At 71.2% G+C, this 17,397-nt stretch carries 14 protein-coding genes and 1 other RNA gene; 13 read left to right on the top strand and 2 right to left on the bottom strand.

The genetic code is table 11. From position 1 onward, the window contains the following. From EFK10_RS38125 to EFK10_RS38115, 3 genes are all read left to right on the top strand, one after another. The coding region (locus EFK10_RS38125) for an FtsK/SpoIIIE domain-containing protein (protein WP_265737590.1) at positions 1 to 1,099 on the top strand (1,099 nt) is incomplete at its 5' end. 68 nt (positions 1,100 to 1,167) lie between these two features. Then, the gene (gene prfB / locus EFK10_RS38120; protein ID WP_127360235.1) at positions 1,168 to 2,286 is read left to right on the top strand and encodes a peptide chain release factor 2; all 1,119 of its coding nucleotides are present in this window, start codon (positions 1,168 to 1,170) and stop codon (positions 2,284 to 2,286) included. A 307-nt stretch (positions 2,287 to 2,593) separates the two neighbouring features. Beyond that, on the top strand, positions 2,594 to 3,526 hold the full coding sequence (locus EFK10_RS38115; RefSeq protein ID WP_127360234.1) for a hypothetical protein: 933 nt from the start codon (positions 2,594 to 2,596) through the stop codon (positions 3,524 to 3,526). Positions 3,527 to 3,626: 100 nt separating this feature from the next. Here the strand turns inward: EFK10_RS38115 and EFK10_RS38110 are convergent, their stop codons facing one another. After that, positions 3,627 to 3,821 carry a hypothetical protein gene (locus tag EFK10_RS38110; protein WP_127360233.1) on the bottom strand — a complete coding sequence of 65 codons (195 nt, stop codon included), beginning with the start codon at positions 3,819 to 3,821 and terminating at the stop codon, positions 3,627 to 3,629. 257 nt (positions 3,822 to 4,078) lie between these two features. Between EFK10_RS38110 and ftsE the strand changes: the two genes are divergently transcribed. The 5 genes from ftsE to ssrA all read left to right on the top strand — a co-directional run bounded on the left by ftsE (position 4,079) and on the right by ssrA (position 7,956). After that, entirely contained in the window at positions 4,079 to 4,768 is a 690-nt protein-coding gene (ftsE, locus tag EFK10_RS38105) for a cell division ATP-binding protein FtsE (RefSeq protein WP_127360232.1), read from the top strand. A gap of 45 nt (positions 4,769 to 4,813) precedes the next feature. Next, entirely contained in the window at positions 4,814 to 5,731 is a 918-nt protein-coding gene (gene ftsX, locus EFK10_RS38100) for a permease-like cell division protein FtsX (RefSeq protein ID WP_127360231.1), read from the top strand. Positions 5,732 to 5,827: 96 nt separating this feature from the next. Beyond that, positions 5,828 to 6,973 carry a S41 family peptidase gene (locus EFK10_RS38095; RefSeq protein ID WP_127360238.1) on the top strand — a complete coding sequence of 382 codons (1,146 nt, stop codon included), beginning with the start codon at positions 5,828 to 5,830 and terminating at the stop codon, positions 6,971 to 6,973. Between the two features lie 18 nt (positions 6,974 to 6,991). After that, positions 6,992 to 7,474 (top strand): SsrA-binding protein SmpB, encoded by a 483-nt coding sequence (smpB, locus tag EFK10_RS38090; RefSeq protein WP_127360230.1) that lies wholly within the window; start codon positions 6,992 to 6,994, stop codon positions 7,472 to 7,474. 94 nt (positions 7,475 to 7,568) lie between these two features. Beyond that, positions 7,569 to 7,956, top strand: a transfer-messenger RNA (tmRNA) gene (gene ssrA, locus EFK10_RS38085). A 74-nt stretch (positions 7,957 to 8,030) separates the two neighbouring features. Here ssrA and EFK10_RS38075 read toward each other — a convergent pair. Then, the gene (locus EFK10_RS38075) at positions 8,031 to 9,620 is read right to left on the bottom strand and encodes an MFS transporter (RefSeq protein ID WP_206305747.1); all 1,590 of its coding nucleotides are present in this window, start codon (positions 9,618 to 9,620) and stop codon (positions 8,031 to 8,033) included. Positions 9,621 to 9,703: 83 nt separating this feature from the next. Here EFK10_RS38075 and EFK10_RS38070 point away from each other — a divergent pair, with 83 nt between their 5' ends. The 5 genes from EFK10_RS38070 (at position 9,704) to EFK10_RS38050 (ending at position 17,365) form a co-directional block, all read left to right on the top strand. After that, complete coding sequence (locus EFK10_RS38070) at positions 9,704 to 10,753, top strand: LysR family transcriptional regulator (protein ID WP_127360229.1); 1,050 nt, start codon at positions 9,704 to 9,706, stop codon at positions 10,751 to 10,753. A gap of 110 nt (positions 10,754 to 10,863) precedes the next feature. After that, on the top strand, positions 10,864 to 12,246 hold the full coding sequence (locus EFK10_RS38065) for a nitrate/nitrite transporter (protein ID WP_127360228.1): 1,383 nt from the start codon (positions 10,864 to 10,866) through the stop codon (positions 12,244 to 12,246). 172 nt (positions 12,247 to 12,418) lie between these two features. After that, positions 12,419 to 13,585, top strand: a complete 1,167-nt coding sequence (locus EFK10_RS38060; RefSeq protein ID WP_127360227.1) for a uroporphyrinogen-III synthase — start codon at positions 12,419 to 12,421, stop codon at positions 13,583 to 13,585. A 471-nt stretch (positions 13,586 to 14,056) separates the two neighbouring features. Then, positions 14,057 to 14,647 carry a CGNR zinc finger domain-containing protein gene (locus tag EFK10_RS38055; RefSeq protein ID WP_127360226.1) on the top strand — a complete coding sequence of 197 codons (591 nt, stop codon included), beginning with the start codon at positions 14,057 to 14,059 and terminating at the stop codon, positions 14,645 to 14,647. 417 nt (positions 14,648 to 15,064) lie between these two features. Next, entirely contained in the window at positions 15,065 to 17,365 is a 2,301-nt protein-coding gene (locus EFK10_RS38050; RefSeq protein ID WP_127360225.1) for a HelD family protein, read from the top strand. Positions 17,366 to 17,397: the final 32 nt, after the last annotated feature.

Here is a 17,397-nt window from a genome sequence, read left to right as displayed (position 1 = left end):
GCTGCTGGACGAGCTGGACCTCGCCCTCGCCACCCCGGCCAAGGTCGCCGCCCGCTGGGGCGAGGCGGGGCTCGCCGGCGGCGCCGCGACGGCGGTCCTGGGGGCGGGGCCCGAGGGCCGCGTCGTCATCGATCTGGTCTCCGAGGGCCCACACCTCATGGCCGGCGGCGCGCCCGGCTCCGGCAAGACCGAGCTGCTCCGCTCCCTCGCCGCCGCCCTGGCCGCCGGCGAACGGCCGGACCGCCTCGCCCTGGTCCTGGTCGACGGCGCCGGCACCGAGCGCGGCGAAGGTCTGCGGGTCTGTACCGACCTGCCCCATGTCTCGACCTATCTGCCCGCCTCCGACCCGCTGCGCATGCGCGAGTTCGCCCAGGCGCTCGGCGCCGAGCTCAAGCGGCGCGACGTCCTCCTCGACGGCGCCGACTTCGCCCAGTGGCACGCCCAGCGCCGCGCCGTCGTCCCCCGCCAGAGCACCGCCGCCCGGGCGAGCGACGGCCGCAAGCCCTCCTCCCAGGGCGCGCTGAAGGTTCAGACCCGCATCGCCACCCCGCTGCCCCGCCTCGTGGTCCTCGTCGACGATTTCGACGCCCTCGTCGCCCCGGCCCTCGGCAGCACGGGACGGCCCGCCGCCGGCTCCGTGGTCCGCGCGCTGGAAGCCGTCGCCCGGGACGGCGAACGCCTCGGCGTCCACCTCGTCGCCGCCACCGGCCGCCCCGAGCGCACGACCGGTACGGACGCGGACGACGCGGCCCGGCTGCGTATCTCCCTCCGCACGGAGGAGGCGGAATCCGCGTCCCTCCTCGTCCACCTCGACGACCCCGCCGGCCTCGACGACTCCGTCCCCGGCCGCGGCTACCTGCTGCGACCCGGCGGCGCCGTCACCACCTTTCAGACGGGGCGGGTCAGCGCCCGCATCCCGCGTACGGCGACCCTGCGGCCGACGGTCGTCCCCCTGGAGTGGGAGCGCATGGGTGACCCGCCCACCCGCCGCCCCGTACGAGAGCTGGGCAACGGGCCGACCGACCTGGCGCTGCTGGCCAGCGCCCTGCAACGCGCGGCGGAATCCGCCGGCGCGGAGCCGGCGCCGCCCCTGCTGTGACCCCGGCCCCGGGCCCGGTGGGCGGCACGACAGGCTCGGGTCCGGCGGGCAGCCGGTAGGCTGGGGGCGTGGCAGTCGTGGATGTATCCGAAGAGCTGAAGTCCCTCTCATCGACCATGGGGTCGATCGAGGCCGTCCTGGACCTCGACAAGTTGAGGGCCGACATCGCCGTGCTCGAGGAGCAGGCCGCGGCGCCGTCGCTGTGGGACGACCCGGAGGCGGCGCAGAAGATCACCAGCAAGCTCTCGCACCTGCAGGCGGAGCTACGCAAGGTCGAGGTGCTGCGCTCCCGCCTGGACGACCTCGAGGTGATGTTCGAGCTCGCCGAGGACGAGGACGACCCGGAGGCCCAGGCCGAGGCGGAGACCGAGCTGGCCTCGGTCCGCAAGGCGCTGGACGAGATGGAGGTCCGTACCCTCCTGTCCGGCGAGTACGACGCGCGTGAGGCGCTGGTCAACATCCGCGCCGAGGCGGGCGGCGTCGACGCCGCCGACTTCGCCGAGCAGCTGCAGCGCATGTATCTGCGCTGGGCCGAGCGGCACAACTACGGCACCGAGGTCTACGAGACCTCGTTCGCGGAAGAAGCCGGCATCAAGTCGACCACCTTCGTCGTCAAGGCGCCGTACGCCTACGGCACGCTCTCCGTCGAGCAGGGCACGCACCGGCTCGTCCGGATCTCGCCCTTCGACAATCAGGGCCGCCGCCAGACCTCATTCGCGGGTGTCGAGGTGCTGCCGGTCGTCGAGACCAGCGACCACGTCGAGATCGACGAGACGGAGCTGCGCGTCGACGTCTACCGCGCCTCCGGCCCCGGCGGCCAGGGCGTCAACACCACCGACTCGGCGGTCCGGATCACGCACATCCCCACCGGGATCGTCGTCTCCTGCCAGAACGAGCGCTCGCAGATCCAGAACAAGGCCAGCGCCATGAACGTCCTGCAGGCCAAGCTCCTCGAGCGCCGCCGCCAGGAGGAGCAGGCCAAGATGGACGCCCTCAAGGGCGACGGCGGCAACTCGTGGGGTAACCAGATGCGTTCCTACGTCCTGCATCCGTACCAGATGGTCAAGGACCTGCGCACCGATTACGAAGTCGGCAATCCCCAGGGCGTCCTGGACGGCGACATCGACGGCTTCCTCGAAGCGGGCATTCGCTGGCGCAAGCAGCAGGAACAGGCCGCACGCGGCTGAACCGGCGTCTTCCGGCGCATATCGCACTCCGGCAACTGCCGCCCATCGGGCGGCAGTTGCCGCTTTAGGTCACAGCCCCATAAGTAAGTGGGCGGCATAGCACGCCAATTCAGGCATTACGTGTGCAATGGCCTTGACGCAACTGTGAAAAGTGGGAAGGCTGAGGCGCGGCACGCGTATGAACGGGGGCGTGAGCGAACGGGGGCGAGCGGACCGTCACATGGTCCGAATACTCGCGCGCCTCGTATGGAAGCTCCCCTGTGCACGCTGCTCCGTTGACTAATCAGCTACTGGGGGTAGTTGCCAGATGAGCAAGAAGAACACGCGACTGCGGATGGCTCGCATAGCCGCCGCCGTCGTGATCGCGGGAGGCGCCTCGCTGACGGCCGCCGGCGCCGCGCAGGCCGTCGGCATCAATGTCGGGATCGGCAGCGACGGCATCTCCGCCGCGGTCGACCTCGGCGGCGAAACCGACGGTACGACCTCCGGCGTGACCTCGGGCACGACCGACGGAACCACGGGTGACACCAGCACGACCGGTGACACCAGCACGACCGGTGACACCAGCACGACCGGTGACACCAGCACGACCGGTGACACCAGCACGACCGGTGACACCAGCACCACGGGTGACACGTCCTCGACGGGTGGCACGTCGACCACCGGTGACACCTCGAGCACGGGTAGCACCAGCACGACCGGTGACACCAGCACGACGGGCGACGCCTCGATCAGCGGTGGCATCAGCATTGGCGGTGACACCTCCACGACGGGCGACACGTCCTCGACGGGTGGCACGTCGACCACCGGTGACACCTCGAGCACGGGTAGCACCAGCACGACCGGTGATACCTCCACCACGGGTGACACCAGCTCCTCCGGCTCGTCGGGCAGCGGCTCCTCGAGTTCGGGCTCGTCCAGCTCCGGTTCTTCGAGCAGCGGTGGCTCCTCGTCCTCCGGCTCGACGGGCGGTTCGTCCTCCTCCGGTTCCACCACCGGCGGCGACACCAGCACCTGTACCCTCAGCGGTGACAGCGTGAGCTGCGCGAACAACACCGGCACCGACAACGCCAGCTCGTCCCAGGTCGTCACCCAGGGTGACACCAAGTCGCAGCTCGCCGAGACCGGCGCGGGTGAGACCGTCTTCCTACTGGTCGGCGCCGCGACGATGATCGCCGGTGGCATCGGCTTCCGCCTGATGCCGCGCCTGGTCGCCGGCCGTGGCAACATCGCCGCCTGACCGAACGCGTAAAGGCATAAAGTAAAGGCATAAAAGGGACCCGGAGCGCTCAGGCGCTCCGGGTCCTCCCTTTACGTGTGTACGGCTGTGGTCGGCGGGCTCAGACCGCCGCGGCCTCGTGGACGGCCCAGACGACCGCCAGCAGCGCCACCAGCAGTGCTATCAGGGTCGCGGGGGTCAGGGACGCGAAGGGATTGTCCTGGTGGAGGCGGGCGCGCTCGGCACGGCAGACCGCGCAGCGGCCTTCACTGACGGGGCCGGCGCAGTTGGCGCACACCAGATGATCGCAGGTCATGCGGCTCCTCCTTTGTCCGTCCAACGCGCCAGGAGCCCTGGGGGTTCCTCGGGAATCACCATCCACTGTGCCAGGTTCCGGGCCGTTCGGCGCGGCCCACAGGATTCCCCACGACTCCGCACAGTGACATATGAGGCCAATGCCTGATTCGTCCCCATACGCTCGGTGAATAAACCCACCAACCCCGGACGCGGACTGCGCTTGTCAACGCCATTCGCGTAAGGTCGCCTCCGTTCCCCTGTATCCGGAGTGCGAACGTGATCCGATTCGACAATGTCACCAAGACCTACCCCAAGCAGAACCGTCCTGCACTTCGGGACGTCTCGCTGGAGATCGAGAAGGGCGAGTTCGTCTTCCTGGTGGGCTCCTCGGGCTCCGGGAAGTCCACCTTCCTGCGCCTGATCCTGCGCGAGGAGCGTACGGACACCGGCGCGGTGCACGTGCTCGGCAAGGACCTGGCCCGGCTGTCCAACTGGAAGGTGCCGCAGATGCGCCGCCAACTGGGCACCGTCTTCCAGGACTTCCGGCTGCTCCCCAGCAAGACCGTCGCCGAGAACGTGGCCTTCGCGCTCGAAGTCATCGGCAAGCCGCGCGGCACCATCCGCAAGACGGTCCCCGAAGTCCTCGACCTCGTCGGCCTCGGCGGCAAGGAGGACCGGATGCCGGGCGAGCTGTCCGGCGGTGAGCAGCAGCGAGTGGCGATCGCCCGCGCGTTCGTCAACCGCCCGATGCTGCTGATCGCGGACGAGCCGACCGGAAACCTGGACCCGCAGACCTCGGTCGGCATCATGCGGCTCCTGGACCGGATCAACCGGACCGGAACCACCGTGGTGATGGCCACCCACGACGAGAACATCGTCGACCAGATGCGCAAGCGCGTCATCGAACTCGATAAGGGGCGGCTGGTGCGCGACCAGTCGCGCGGCGTCTACGGCTACCAGCACTAGCGGCAGCTGCAGCCGTACGACTCGTCAGCCTTCCGAAAGGACATCATGCGCGTCCAGTTCGTGCTCTCGGAGATCCGCGTCGGTCTCCGGCGCAACCTCACCATGACCTTCGCGGTGATCATCTCCGTGGCTCTCTCGCTCGCCCTGGCCGGCAGTGCGGTGCTCGCCAACAAGCAGGTGAGCTCGATGAAGGGCTACTGGTACGACAAGGTCCAGGTCTCGATCTTCCTCTGCAACAAGAACGACGCGAAGAGCGACCCCAACTGCACCAAGGGCGCCGTCACGGACGTGCAGAAGAAGCAGATCCTGGCGGACCTGAACAAGCTCCCCGTCGTCCAGCACGTCTACTACGAGTCGGCGGAAGAGGCGTACAAGCACTACAAGGAGCAGTTCAAGGACTCCCCGCTGGTCGACTCGCTCACCCCGGACCAGATGCAGGAGTCCTACCGGGTCAAGCTGAAGGACCCCACGAAGTTCGACGTCGTCGCCAGCGCCTTCAACGGCCGGGCCGGCGTCCAGGAGGTCCAGGACCAGCGCAAGCTGCTGAACAACCTCTTCAACCTCCTTAACGGCATGACATATGTCGCCTGGGCGGTCGTGGTGTTCATGCTCGCCATCGCGCTGCTGCTGATCGTCAACACGGTCCGCATCTCGGCCTTCAGCCGTCGCCGTGAGACCGGGATCATGCGGCTGGTCGGTGCGTCCAGCTTCTACATCCAGATGCCGTTCATCATGGAGGCGGCCTTCGCGGGCATCGTCGGCGCCGGTCTGGCCAGCGTCATGCTGCTGATCGGCCGCTACTTCCTGATCGACCACGGCCTCGCCCTCTCCCAGAAGATCACCCTGATCGACTTCCTGGGCTGGAGCGATGTCATCTCGGTGCTGCCGCTGGTCTTCCTGGCGGGCGTGCTGATCCCGGCCTTCGCCGCGTTCATCGCACTGCGCAAGTACCTCAAGGTCTGATTGTCGCCGCAGTCAAGGGTGCTTTACGGTCAACTTTCCAACTTGCCGTATAGCACCCGCTTCTGGCCTAGACTGCCCGTCGTGCTCAGACTGTCGATGTCCGGGAGGCCCCGCCGCATCCGCCGCGGGGCAGCCCTGACATTGGTGTTCGGGGCCGTGCTCGCGACCGGGGCCGCGACCGGCTCCTGGGGCGACGCGGCGCAGGGCGGTCAGCGGAAGCCGGCCCGGAGCACCCCCTTCGCGGCGGGCTCGGTGGCCGACACCGACGAGATCGCTGCCGCCATCGACGACGGCAAGGTCGGCTCGAAGGCCGCCGAAGCCCTGGTCAGCCGCAGCGGCGACCGCTGGTCGGCCTTCTACACGGCCCAGGAGTACGAAGGCTTCCAGCAGTCCCTCGACGGCCGGTACGTCGGCGTCGGCCTCTGGGTACGGCGCGAGGAGAACGGCCGGATAGACGTCGCCCGCGTGCAGAAGAACAGCCCCGCCGCCAAGGGCGGAATCCAGGCCGACGACCAACTGGCCGCCATCGACGGCGTCGACGTCACCGGCCGCCCGGTGACGGAGGTCGTGTCGAGGCTGCGCGGCAGCAATGCGGCGGGCACCCCCGTACGGCTCGGCCTGCTGCGCGGTGACCACGCGTGGGACGCGGACCTGCGCCGGGCCCTGCTGCCGACCGAGACCGTCATCGTGCAGCACCTCCCGCACCGCATCACGTACGTCAAGATCGACGCCTTCACCAAGGGCGTCGGCACGCGTGTCCGCCAGGCCCTCAAGGGCGCCACCGACGGCGTCCTGCTCGACCTGCGCGGCAATTCCGGCGGCCTGGTCGCGGAGGCCGTCTCGGTGGCCTCCGCCTTCCTGGACGGCGGCCTGGTGGCCACGTACGACGTCCACGGCACCCAGCGCGCCCTGTACGCGGACGACGGCGGCGACACCGAGACCCCCCTCGTCGTGCTGGTCGACGGCGGCACCATGAGCGCCGCCGAGCTGCTCAGCGGCGCCCTGCAGGACCGGGGGCGCGCGGTGGTCATCGGCAGCCCCACCTTCGGCAAGGGATCCGTCCAGATGCCCAGCCGGCTGGCCGACGGCTCGGTCGCCGAGCTGACCGTCGGCCACTACAAGCTCCCCGCCGGGCGCAGCGTCGACGGGGTGGGCGTCGAGCCCGATGTCGAGGTCGCGGCGGGCAAGGACGCGGAGGCGGAAGCCCGCGAAGTATTGAGTGGCCTCGGCACCCCTCCGTAGTGCGAGAATGGGCCCGCTATGGCTAAAGAGACGGGTCGCAAGCTGATCGCGCAGAACAAGAAGGCGCGGCATGACTACAACATCCTCGACACCTTCGAGGCCGGTCTGGTGCTGACCGGCACCGAGGTCAAGTCGCTGCGCCAGGGTCGCGCCTCCCTGGTGGACGGCTTCGGGCAGCTCGACGGCGGTGAGGCGTGGCTGCACAACGTCCACATCCCCGAGTACACCCAGGGGACCTGGACCAATCACTCGGCGCGGCGCAAGCGCAAGATGCTGCTGCACCGGGCGGAGATCGAGAAGCTGGTCCAGAAGACCCAGGAGAGCGGCCTCACCATCGTGCCGCTGGCCCTCTACTTCAAGGAGGGCCGGGCGAAGGTCGAGATCGCCCTCGCCCGGGGTAAGAAGGAGTACGACAAGCGGCAGACCCTGCGCGAGAAGCAGGACCGCCGTGAGACCGACCGCGCGATCTCCGCGGTGAAGCGGCGCGAGCGCGCCCGCTGACCCGGGGGAATACGTTGGCACCGGAGTACGTTCCCCACGTATGATGGGAACAGCAGCCGCCCGCGACGGTGGTCGCACCTTGAAAAAACAACATGGGGATGATCGGTTTCGACTGGGGATGTCGAGGCAGGGGAAGCGAGCCGAGGAAGCGGCAATGATCTCGTAAACCATATGTCGCAAAAAATAATCGCCAATTCCAACAGCGATAACTCCGCTTTCGCCCTCGCTGCCTAATTAGCAGCTAAGGCAAAGCTCTAAGGAGCGTCAGCCCGGGAGTGTTCCCGACCCGGTTCCTGGCGTCAACTAGGGAACTAAACCACTGAGCCCGGCCACGGGGCACAGTGGGAAACCAAACAGTGGCTGGGCCCGTCGGCGGCTTGTCCGCGTGACTGCCGGGGCCGAGAAAAGCACAGCGGACTGCGCTCGGAGAAGCCCTGTTTCTGCACCACAGGACGCGGGTTCGATTCCCGCCATCTCCACTCATCCCATGTACGACGAGGGCCCTGCCGATTCCGGCAGGGCCCTCTTCGTTTTTCAGCCCGGTTTTTTCGGCTGGTCAGCGCCAGCCGCCGTCGAAGTGGCGGTGCACGGCGACGTCGGGTGCGTAGTCGGCGCTGTCGACGGCGGTCTTGAGGATGGCCTTGACCTCGGCGACGGTCTCAATCCGCCCGAGGTGCGTGAGCCGCACGACCCCTCCGGTGCGAGGGGAATTGTGCTGTTCGTGCATGGTGGACCCACCACAGCCGTCGTCCGGGGCCGTACCGGCGAATCCGTTGTCCTGCTCTCCGGGGAACTGCCCGAAGTGCTCACCGACGACAGCATCGCCGGCCTTCTCGACCTTGCCGCCGCCGTGCTGGACGGCGAGGAGATGGAGCTCTTCCGGCGATGTCTGGCCGCCCTGTGCCGGTGTGAGTGACCCGCCCCCCGCCGGATCGAGGTGGACGGCGCCGTCCTCACCGTCTACGCCGACTGACCTGCGCGGCGAGGTCGTCAGCGCCGTGGCCAGCGCCAGCGCGCCGGCCACGAAGGGTATGCAGTACCCCCAACCCGCGCCGGGGCCGAGGCGTTGGGCGACCGTGCCACCGAGGGCCGCCCCGGCGGCGATGCCGGCCAGGATGCCGGTGACGGCGAGCGTCATGCCCTCATTGAGTCGCGCGGCCGGCACCCGTTCCTGGACCAGGGCCATGCCGTTGACCATGGTGGGCGCGGTCGCACTGCCCGCCACGAAGAGCGCCGCCGACAGGGCCACCACGCTTCCGGACGCCCCGGCAAGCAGTGGCAGTCCCATCAGTACGGCCATCGCCCCCACCCCGACGACGAAGCGCCCGGCCGCCGTCCCACCCGGCCGGGCCAGCCCGTAGACCAGGCCCGCCACGCAGGACCCGGCGGCCTGCAGGGCCAGGGCGACCCCCGCCGCCGACGCGTGGCCGTGCGTGTCGGTGAAGGCGACCGTGGTGACCTCCATCGAGCCGAAGATCATCCCTGTGCACAGGAAAGTGCCGACCACCCCGGCCAGCCCCGGCATACGGACCGATCGCCCTGGCTGCCGGGGCTGGACCGGCGGCTCGGTCCGGCGCTGCGCCACGAAGAGCAGCACCCCGGCGAGCAGCAGCACCTCCGTGACCAGGGTGCCGGCCTCCGGGAAGACGGCGGTGCCGAGGAAGGCGGCGAGCACCGGCCCGACCATGAAGCAGACCTCGTCGGCGACCTGCTCGAAAGAGTTCGCCACGTGGAGGCATTCAGGCCTGTCGCGGTAGAGGTGCGCCCAGCGGGCCCGTGCCATGCCGCCGGTGTTCGGGGACGCGGAGGAGCCGGCGTAGGCGGCGAAGAGCGTCCACGTCGGCGCGTCCTCACGGACCAGCAGCACCAGCAGCAGCCCGGCCGTCACCGATACGAGCGTGGCGGGCACGGCCACCCGCGCCTGTCCGTACCGGTCGACGAACCGGGCGATCAGCGGCGCCCCGACAGCGCCCGCCGCCAGGCCGGTTGCGGACACGGCGCCCGCGAGCGCGTACGACCCCCGGACCGTGGAGATCATCACGATCAGGCTCACTCCGGCCATCGCCATCGGCAGCCGCGCGAGCACGCTGCCCGCAGTGAAGGCCGCGCTGCCGGGGGCGTCGAAGAGGCGTCGGTACTGGATCATGGCTCTACGGTCGTGGCCCGGGCCGTCGCCGGTCCAACACCTAAGCAGAGGCGATTAACGCACCTGTGTTGTTGGATGGCCGGATGCCGCCGTCGTACGACATCGAACCCCGCCTGCTCCGCGCCTTCCTCGCCGTCGCCGAGGAACTGCACTTCACCCGGGCCGCCGCCCGGCTCTACGTCGCCCAGCAGGCCCTCAGTCGCGATGTCCGCCGCCTGGAGCGGGAGTTGGGCGCCGAACTGCTCCTCCGCAGCACCCGCAGGGTCGAACTCACCGCCGACGGCGAGCGGCTGGTGCCGTACGCCCGCCGCGTACTGGCCGCCCAGGACGAGCTGGCCTCCGCCTTCGCGGCCGCCGCGAGGCCGCTGCTCGTCGACATCGGTGCCCCGGTCGGCACGGCGCACCGCGTGCTGGCCGAGGCCCGCGAGGCGGCGCCCGACATCGAGATGACGGCACGCTTCCACAGCGGCCTCACCGGCGCCGCCGCCGACATCCTCGCCGGCCGCCTCGACGTCTCCTTCGGCCGCGTCGCCGGCCTCGCCCCCGCGGTCCTCGCCGCCCTCGACCACCGCCCAGTACGGTACGAGCGGATGGCCATCCTCCTCCCCGACGACCACCGCCTCGCCGCCCTGCCGCAGGTCCCGGTGGACGCCCTGGCCGGCGAAGCCCTCTACGCCGCCGCCGGCAACCCCGCCACCGCCGAATGGACCGACCTCGCCGAACGGCTCTTCGCCGGCCGCGACATCGCCGTCGCTGCCCCCTTCCCCGAGATCGAAGGCCCCGACGAATTCATCCGCCTCGTCCGCAAACACCGCTGGACCGTCCTCGCCAGCACCGACTTCATCCAAACCCCCGGCTTCACCCTCCGCCCCCTCACCGACCCCGTCCCGCTGTCCCCGGTCTCCATCGTCTGGCGCCGCGGCCTGCGGCATGTGGGTCTGGATGCGCTGCACGCCGCCATAGCGAACCTCTCCACCGCCCACGACTGGCTGGGCCGTCCGCCGAACGCATGGCTTCCCGAGTCCGACGCACGGCTGATGGCTCAGCCTGGCCAGTCGCCCGGCCGACGTGAGCCGGTTGCTCAGGTGCAGGGCCCCCCGCGCCGCCTCACAGCGCCCCCGCCCGTGGGGTGAGAGCAAGGTTGCGTACCGGTCACCTCACGGCATCGGGCGGAAACGCAGCGTGCCTACCGTCGGTGGACGTCACCCCGACATCTGTCTGTAGGGCCTGGAGGCGAGGCGTCATGAGTGCCGCTAGCAGCACCACCGCACGCAAGGGGGGCCGCTGGATCGAGCAGTGGGACCCGGAGGACGAGGGGTTCTGGGAGGAGGGCGGTGGGAAGAGGACCGCGGCGCGGAATCTGGTGTTCTCGATCCTGTCCGAGCACATCGGCTTCTCGATCTGGACGCTCTGGTCCGTCCTCGTCCTGTTCATGGGCCCGGAGTACGGCATCGACCCGGCCGGCAAGTTCTTCCTCGTGGCCACCGCGACCGCGGTCGGCTCGCTCGTACGGGTCCCGTACACCTTCGCGGTGGCGCGCTTCGGCGGCCGCAACTGGACGGTCTTCAGCGCGCTGCTGCTGCTGCCGACGGTCGCGGTCGCCGTGGTGATGAAGCCGGGCACGTCGTACGGGACCTTCATGCTGGTCGCGGCGCTGACCGGGGTCGGCGGCGGCAACTTCGCGTCGTCCATGACGAACATCAACTCCTTCTTCCCGCTGAGGAAGAAGGGCTGGGCGCTCGGCCTGAACGCGGGTGGCGGCAACATCGGCGTGCCGGTCATCCAGCTGGTCGGTCTGCTGATCATCGGGACGGCGGGAGCCACCCACCCCCGGATCCTGCTGACGGTCTACATTCCGCTGATCGTGGTGGCGGCCACCCTCGCCGCGCTGTTCATGGACAACCTCGCACCCGTGAAGAACGACACCGGCGCCGCCAAGGAGGCCGTGAAGGACGCGCACACCTGGATCATGTCCTTCCTCTACATCGGCACCTTCGGGTCGTTCATCGGCTACAGCTTCGCCTTCGGGCTGGTCCTGCAGAACCAGTTCGCCCGCACCCCGCTCCAGGCGGCGTCGATCACCTTCATCGGCCCGCTGCTGGGCTCCCTGATCCGCCCGGTCGGGGGCAGGCTGGCCGACCGCTTCGGCGGCGGCCGGATCACGCTGTGGAATTTCCTGGCCATGGCGGTCGCGACCGGCGTCATCGTCATCGCCTCGACCCAGAAGTCGCTGCCCCTGTTCACGACCGCGTTCATCGCGCTCTTCGTGCTCACCGGGCTCGGCAACGGCTCCACGTACAAGATGATCCCGGCCATCTACGCCGCCAAGGCGCTCGCGAAGGGCCTGACGGGCGAGGAGGCCGCCTCGTACGGGCGGCGGCTGTCCGGCGCGTCGATGGGGCTGATCGGGGCGGTCGGGGCGCTCGGCGGGGTCGGGATCAACTTCGCCTTCCGGCAGTCCTTCCTGACGCAGGGCACCGGCACCCCGGCGTTCGTGTCCTTCCTGGTCTTCTACACGGTGTGCTTCGCGCTGACCTGGGCCGTATACCTGCGGGGCAAGGCCACGGCGCCCGCCACGACCGGCCGGGCCGAGCCGACGGCACAACTGAGCTACGCGGAGGTGTAGGCGCCGTAGCGGCGTAACGCCGGCGAAATCCGGGCGAACCGCGTCCGTCATGCCGCGTTGGCAGCATGCGGCGGAACGTCGGCGGTGCGGCGCCCGGTGACGGGAGGCGGGGAGCCCGGGACGGCTTCCCGCCGCCAATGCACGAGGACCTCCAGCGGAGTGGGGCAGAGCCATGCAGGCGCAAGCGCAGAACCCGGACCAGCCGCAGGCGGTGCTGCCCCTGGCCGGATTCACGGTCGGGGTAACCGCTGCCCGGCGGGCCGACGAGCTCGCGGCGCTGCTGGAGCGCCGGGGCGCGACCGTGCTGCGCGCCCCGGCCCTGCGGATCGTGCCGCTGCCGGACGACGCGGAGCTGCTGGCCGCGACCAAGCGGCTGCTCGACCAGAGCCCGGACGTGGTGATCGCGACCACCGCCATCGGCTTCCGGGGCTGGATCGAGGCCGCCGACGGTTGGGGCCTGGGAGAAGCGCTGCTGGAGCGGCTGCGGGGCGTCGAACTGCTCGCCCGGGGGCCGAAGGTGCGCGGCTCGATCCGCGCGGCCGGGCTCAAGGAGGCCTGGTCACCAGCGTCAGAATCGATGGCCGAGGTCCTGGACCGGCTCCTGGAGGAGGGCGTGGACGGCCGGCGGATCGCGGTCCAGCTGCACGGCGAGCCGCTGCCGGGCTTCATCGAGGCCCTGCGGGAGGCGGGCGCTGAGGTCGTCGGCGTGCCGGTCTACCGCTGGATGCCGCCGGAGGACATCGCGCCTGTCGATCGCATGCTGGACGCAATCGTCGCCCGGGGGCTCGACGCCGTGAGCTTCACCAGTGCTCCGGCCGCGGCCTCGCTGCTCGACCGCGCCCAGCGGCGCGGCATGCTCGGAGAGGTCCTCGACGCCTTCCGGCACCACGTCCTGCCCGCCTGCGTCGGCCCGGTCACCGCGCTTCCGCTGGAGGCCCACGACGTGCCGACCTTCCAGCCCGAACGCTTCCGCCTCGGGCCCCTCGTCCAGCTGCTGTCCTCCGAACTGCCCGGCCGCGTACGCCCGTTGCCCATCGCCGGGCACCGCGTCGAGATCCGCGGCCACGCTGTCCTGGTCGACGGCGACCTCCGCGCCGTCCCGCCCGCCGGCATGGCCCTCCTCCGCGCCCTCGCCCGCCGCCCCGGCTGGGTCGTCCCCCGCGCCGACCTCCTCCGCGTCCTCCCCGGCGCCGGCCGCGACGAACACGCCGTCGAAACCGCCATGACCCGCCTCCGCACCGCCCTCGGCGCCCCCAAGCTCATCCACACCGTCGTCAAGCGCGGCTACCGCCTGGCCCTCGACCCCTCCGCCGACGCCAAGTACGCATCCTCCGCCTGATCGCCTGACGGCGTGCCTGCGCCGCCGCCGACGCAGGCGGAATTAGCGTCAACCACGTGGGGCCCCTCTTTTCTGCGCCTCTCACGCCGCTTCGCGGGCTTCGTGTCGCTGCGTCGGACTCCGTCCGCCGGGCCGGGCCGGGCCGGGTCCGTCTGGGGGTGCCCCCACCTCGCTTCGCTCGCCTTGCGGAACGTTCTCCCACAACCTGGTGGCGGCCCAGTGGGCGTATTCAGCCCGTCAGTCGTTTGAGGACTGGGGGTCCCCCCAGTCCTCGGCCGGGGGGACCCCCACCCAAACGAAGGTTTGGGGGAAAGCCCCAGCGGGTCCGGGCGGAGCCGGCGTCCAGGAATCGGGCAGGGGCAGGGTGGGGGAGGGAACCGGACCGGTGCAGGAGTGTTGAGGCGGAGCGGGGCGCAGGGCAACCTGGTGGGGCGGACCGCTAGGTCCCCGCGGCGGAGAGGTGACAGCGGCATGGCCGACCTCCGATACGACACCGGGCGGATCAGCCTGGACCTCGTGGCGACGGCGTCCGGGCGCCCGCCGGACGGCCCCGTCGACCGGATCACCAGCCCCGCCCGGCTCACGGAGTGGCTGTACGGCACCGGACTCGTACCGCCCGGCACGCACCTCCCGGCGGACGCCGCCTGGCTCACCGGATTCCGCGAGCTGCGCGCCCTCCTGGGCAGGCTGGTGGACGCCGAGCTGGAGTCCCGCCCGGCCGACCCCGCCGACCTCGACCGCCTCAACGCCGCAGCCCTCGCACCCCCGCCCGCGCCCCGCGTCACCCGCACCGCCGACGGCCTCCTCGCCCTCGCCCTCGCCGCCGAACCGCTCTCCGAGAGCCTGCTGGCAGCCGTGGCCCGCGACGCCGTCGACCTCCTCACCGACCTCAACGCCCGCGCCCAGCTGCGCCGTTGCGAGGGCGAAAGCTGCTCCGTGGTCTACCTCGACACTTCCCGCGGGCGCCGCCGCCGTTGGTGCAGCAGCGAAGTCTGCGGCAACCGTGAACGCGTCGCCCGCCACCGCCGCCGATCCGTCGCCGGGACCATGGTGCAGGCCTGAGGTCCGGCCGGGCGGAACGGCGGAGGGGAGCACTCTCCCCCGGACTCCGTCCGGGGGGACCCCCACCCAGCCGCCAGGCTGGGGGAGGACCCCCACCCAGACGGAGTCCGGGGGAGAGCCCGGCGCAGCCGTCCCGAAGCCTGGAGGCCCCCTGGGGCCGAGCAGTGCGAGGGCGGCGTACAGGATCGGGCACGCGTCGCCCGCCACCGCCGCCGATCCGTCGCGGGGTCCGGCATGGTGCAGGCCTGAGGCCGAAGCCTGGGAGGCCCCCTGGGGCCGGGCAGTGCGGGCGCGGCGTTGAGGATGGGGGAGGCCTGAACTTCGGGCTGGGCGGAATAGCCGGGATTCGCGTACGGTTGCAGGCTGCCCCGCGCCGTGCGCGGAGCGTACGAGGCACAGGAAGAAGGGGGTCTCGCGTTGGCAGCGCAGACCGCAGCACCGGGTGGGGTCGGGGTTGGCGTCCGGGACCAGGAGATCGCGGTCGAGCAGACGCATCTGGACCGGGTCTACGACCGGCTGGAGGAGAAGATCCACGAGGCGGAGTTCCTCGTGAACGACGCCTCCAAACGGGGCCAGGTCGGCACGCCCGGCGCGCTCGCCGAGCGGGACGCCCAGGTGTTCCAGGCGGGGATGCATCTGAACCGGCTCAACGCCGAGTTCGAGGACTTCCTCTTCGGCCGGATCGACCTCCTGCGCGGCAAGGACGGCAAGAAGGGCCCGGACGGGGCGTACATCTCCGTCGAGCCCGCCGAGGACGCCGTCGTGGACGGGGAGCGGGCCGAGATCGCGGAGACCCTGCACATCGGGCGGATCGGCGTCCTGGACGCCGACTACTCGCCGCTGGTCATCGACTGGCGCGCGCCGGCCGCCGCACCGTTCTACCGGTCGACGCCGGTCGCGCCGGGGCGGGTCGTACGGCGCCGGGTCATCCGCTCGCGGGGCCGCAAGGTGCTGGGCGTCGAGGACGACCTGCTGCGCCCGGAGCTGGTGACCGACCTGCCGGTGGTGGGGGACGGCGCGCTGATGGCGGCCCTGGGCCAGGCCCGCAGCCACACCATGCGGGACATCGTATCCAGTATCCAGGCGGAGCAGGACGTGGTCATCCGCGCCCCCGCAGCCTCCGTCACCGAGGTCACCGGCGGCCCCGGCACCGGCAAGACCGCCGTGGCCCTGCATCGCGCCGCGTATCTGCTCTACCAGGACCGCCGCCGCTACGCGGGCGGCATCCTCGTCGTCAGCCCCACGCCGCTGCTCGTCGCCTATACGGAGGGCGTGCTGCCCTCCCTCGGCGAGGAGGGCCAGGTCGCCATCCGCGCCGTCGGCTCCCTCGTGGACAGCGCCGAGGCCGATACGTACGACGATCCGGCCGTCGCCCGCATCAAGGGCTCCCTGCGCATGCTCAAGGTGCTGCACAAGGCCGCACGCGGCGTCCTGGACGGCCCCCGCTGCCCCGACCGGCTGCGCGTGGTGGCGTACGGGCGGCGCCTGGAGCTGGACGAGCAGGAGCTGTCGGCCATCCGGCACGCCGTGCTCGGCGGCACCGCGCCGGTGAACCTGCTGCGGCCGCGCGCTCGCCGGCTGCTGCTCGACGCGCTGTGGCGCAAGGCCGGGCGGCAACTGCCCGACGACCCCGAGCTGGCCGCCGAGGAGCGGCAGGGCTTCGACGAGGACGTGGCCACGGAGGAGGTCTTCACGGACTTCCTGGAGGCCTGGTGGCCCGTGCTCACCCCGCGTGGCGTGCTTGCGGCGCTCGCCGAGGAGAAGCGGCTCGGACGGTGGGCCCGGCGGGTTCTCACCCCGCCCGAGGTACGGCGCGTCGCGCGCTCGCTGCGCCGCCTCGACGTGGTGACCGGCACCGGGCCGCTGTCCGTGCACGACGTCGCGCTGCTGGACGAGCTGGAGGCCCTGCTCGGCCCGCCGCCCAAGGTCAAGACGCGGGAGGCGGATCCCCTCGACCAGCTCACCGGCCTGGACGAGGTCACGACCTTCGCCGACCGGATGGCCGGCGGCCGCCGCTCCCGCCAGGAGCGGCTGGACGCGGAGCGCACCGAGTACGCGCACGTCATCGTCGACGAGGCGCAGGACCTCACGCCCATGCAGTGGCGCATGGTCGGCCGCCGTGGCCGTACCGCCACCTGGACCATCGTCGGCGACCCCGCGCAGTCCTCCTGGACCGACCCCGACGAGGCCGCAGCCGCCCGCGACGAGGCCCTGGGCGCCCGCTCCCGCCGCCGCTTCACCCTCACCGTCAACTACCGCAACCCCGCCGAGATCGCCGACCTCGCGGCGAAGGTCCTGGCCCTCGCCATGCCCGGCATGGAGTCGCCGCGCGCGGTCCGCTCGACCGGCGTGGTCCCGCACTTCGCCGTAGCCGAGGGCAGCGACCTGGGCACGGCGGTCCGGGCCGAGGCCGAACGGCTGTTGGGCGAGGTCGACGGCACCGTCGGCGTCGTCGTCGCCATGGGCCGCCGGGCCCAGGCCCGGCAGTGGCTGGCCGGGCTGGGCGAGCGGGTCGTCGCCCTCGGCAGCCTCGAGGCCAAGGGCCTCGAGTACGACGCCACCGTGGTCGTCTCCCCGGCCGAGATCGCCGACGAGTCCCCGGCGGGCCTGCGGGTCCTCTACGTGGCCCTCACCCGGGCGACGCAGCGCCTCACCGTCCTGTCCGGGCCCCGCGACCAGCCCGGTGAGGACGGTGTCCCGGACCTGCTCCAGGACTGATCAGGGCCGGACGAAGGATTGGTTGCCGCGTC

This window comes from Streptomyces soli, assembly GCF_003999195.1.
GTDB lineage: Bacteria > Actinomycetota > Actinomycetes > Streptomycetales > Streptomycetaceae > Actinacidiphila > Actinacidiphila soli.
The sequence above is the reverse complement of the archived record's forward strand: the minus strand, read 5'-3'. Positions and strand labels throughout refer to the sequence as shown.

Coding starts and splice junctions, on each gene's coding strand:
- EFK10_RS38110 (WP_127360233.1), bottom strand. CDS start 3,821: ATGACCTGCGATCATCTGGTGTGCGCCAACTGCGCCGGCCCCGTCAGT.
- EFK10_RS38075 (WP_206305747.1), bottom strand. CDS start 9,620: ATGATCCAGTACCGACGCCTCTTCGACGCCCCCGGCAGCGCGGCCTTC.
- EFK10_RS38060 (WP_127360227.1), top strand. CDS start 12,419: ATGCAGGCGCAAGCGCAGAACCCGGACCAGCCGCAGGCGGTGCTGCCC.
- EFK10_RS38065 (WP_127360228.1), top strand. CDS start 10,864: ATGAGTGCCGCTAGCAGCACCACCGCACGCAAGGGGGGCCGCTGGATC.
- ftsX (WP_127360231.1), top strand. CDS start 4,814: ATGCGCGTCCAGTTCGTGCTCTCGGAGATCCGCGTCGGTCTCCGGCGC.
- EFK10_RS38055 (WP_127360226.1), top strand. CDS start 14,057: ATGGCCGACCTCCGATACGACACCGGGCGGATCAGCCTGGACCTCGTG.
- smpB (WP_127360230.1), top strand. CDS start 6,992: ATGGCTAAAGAGACGGGTCGCAAGCTGATCGCGCAGAACAAGAAGGCG.
- EFK10_RS38070 (WP_127360229.1), top strand. CDS start 9,704: ATGCCGCCGTCGTACGACATCGAACCCCGCCTGCTCCGCGCCTTCCTC.
- EFK10_RS38095 (WP_127360238.1), top strand. CDS start 5,828: ATGTCCGGGAGGCCCCGCCGCATCCGCCGCGGGGCAGCCCTGACATTG.
- EFK10_RS38115 (WP_127360234.1), top strand. CDS start 2,594: ATGAGCAAGAAGAACACGCGACTGCGGATGGCTCGCATAGCCGCCGCC.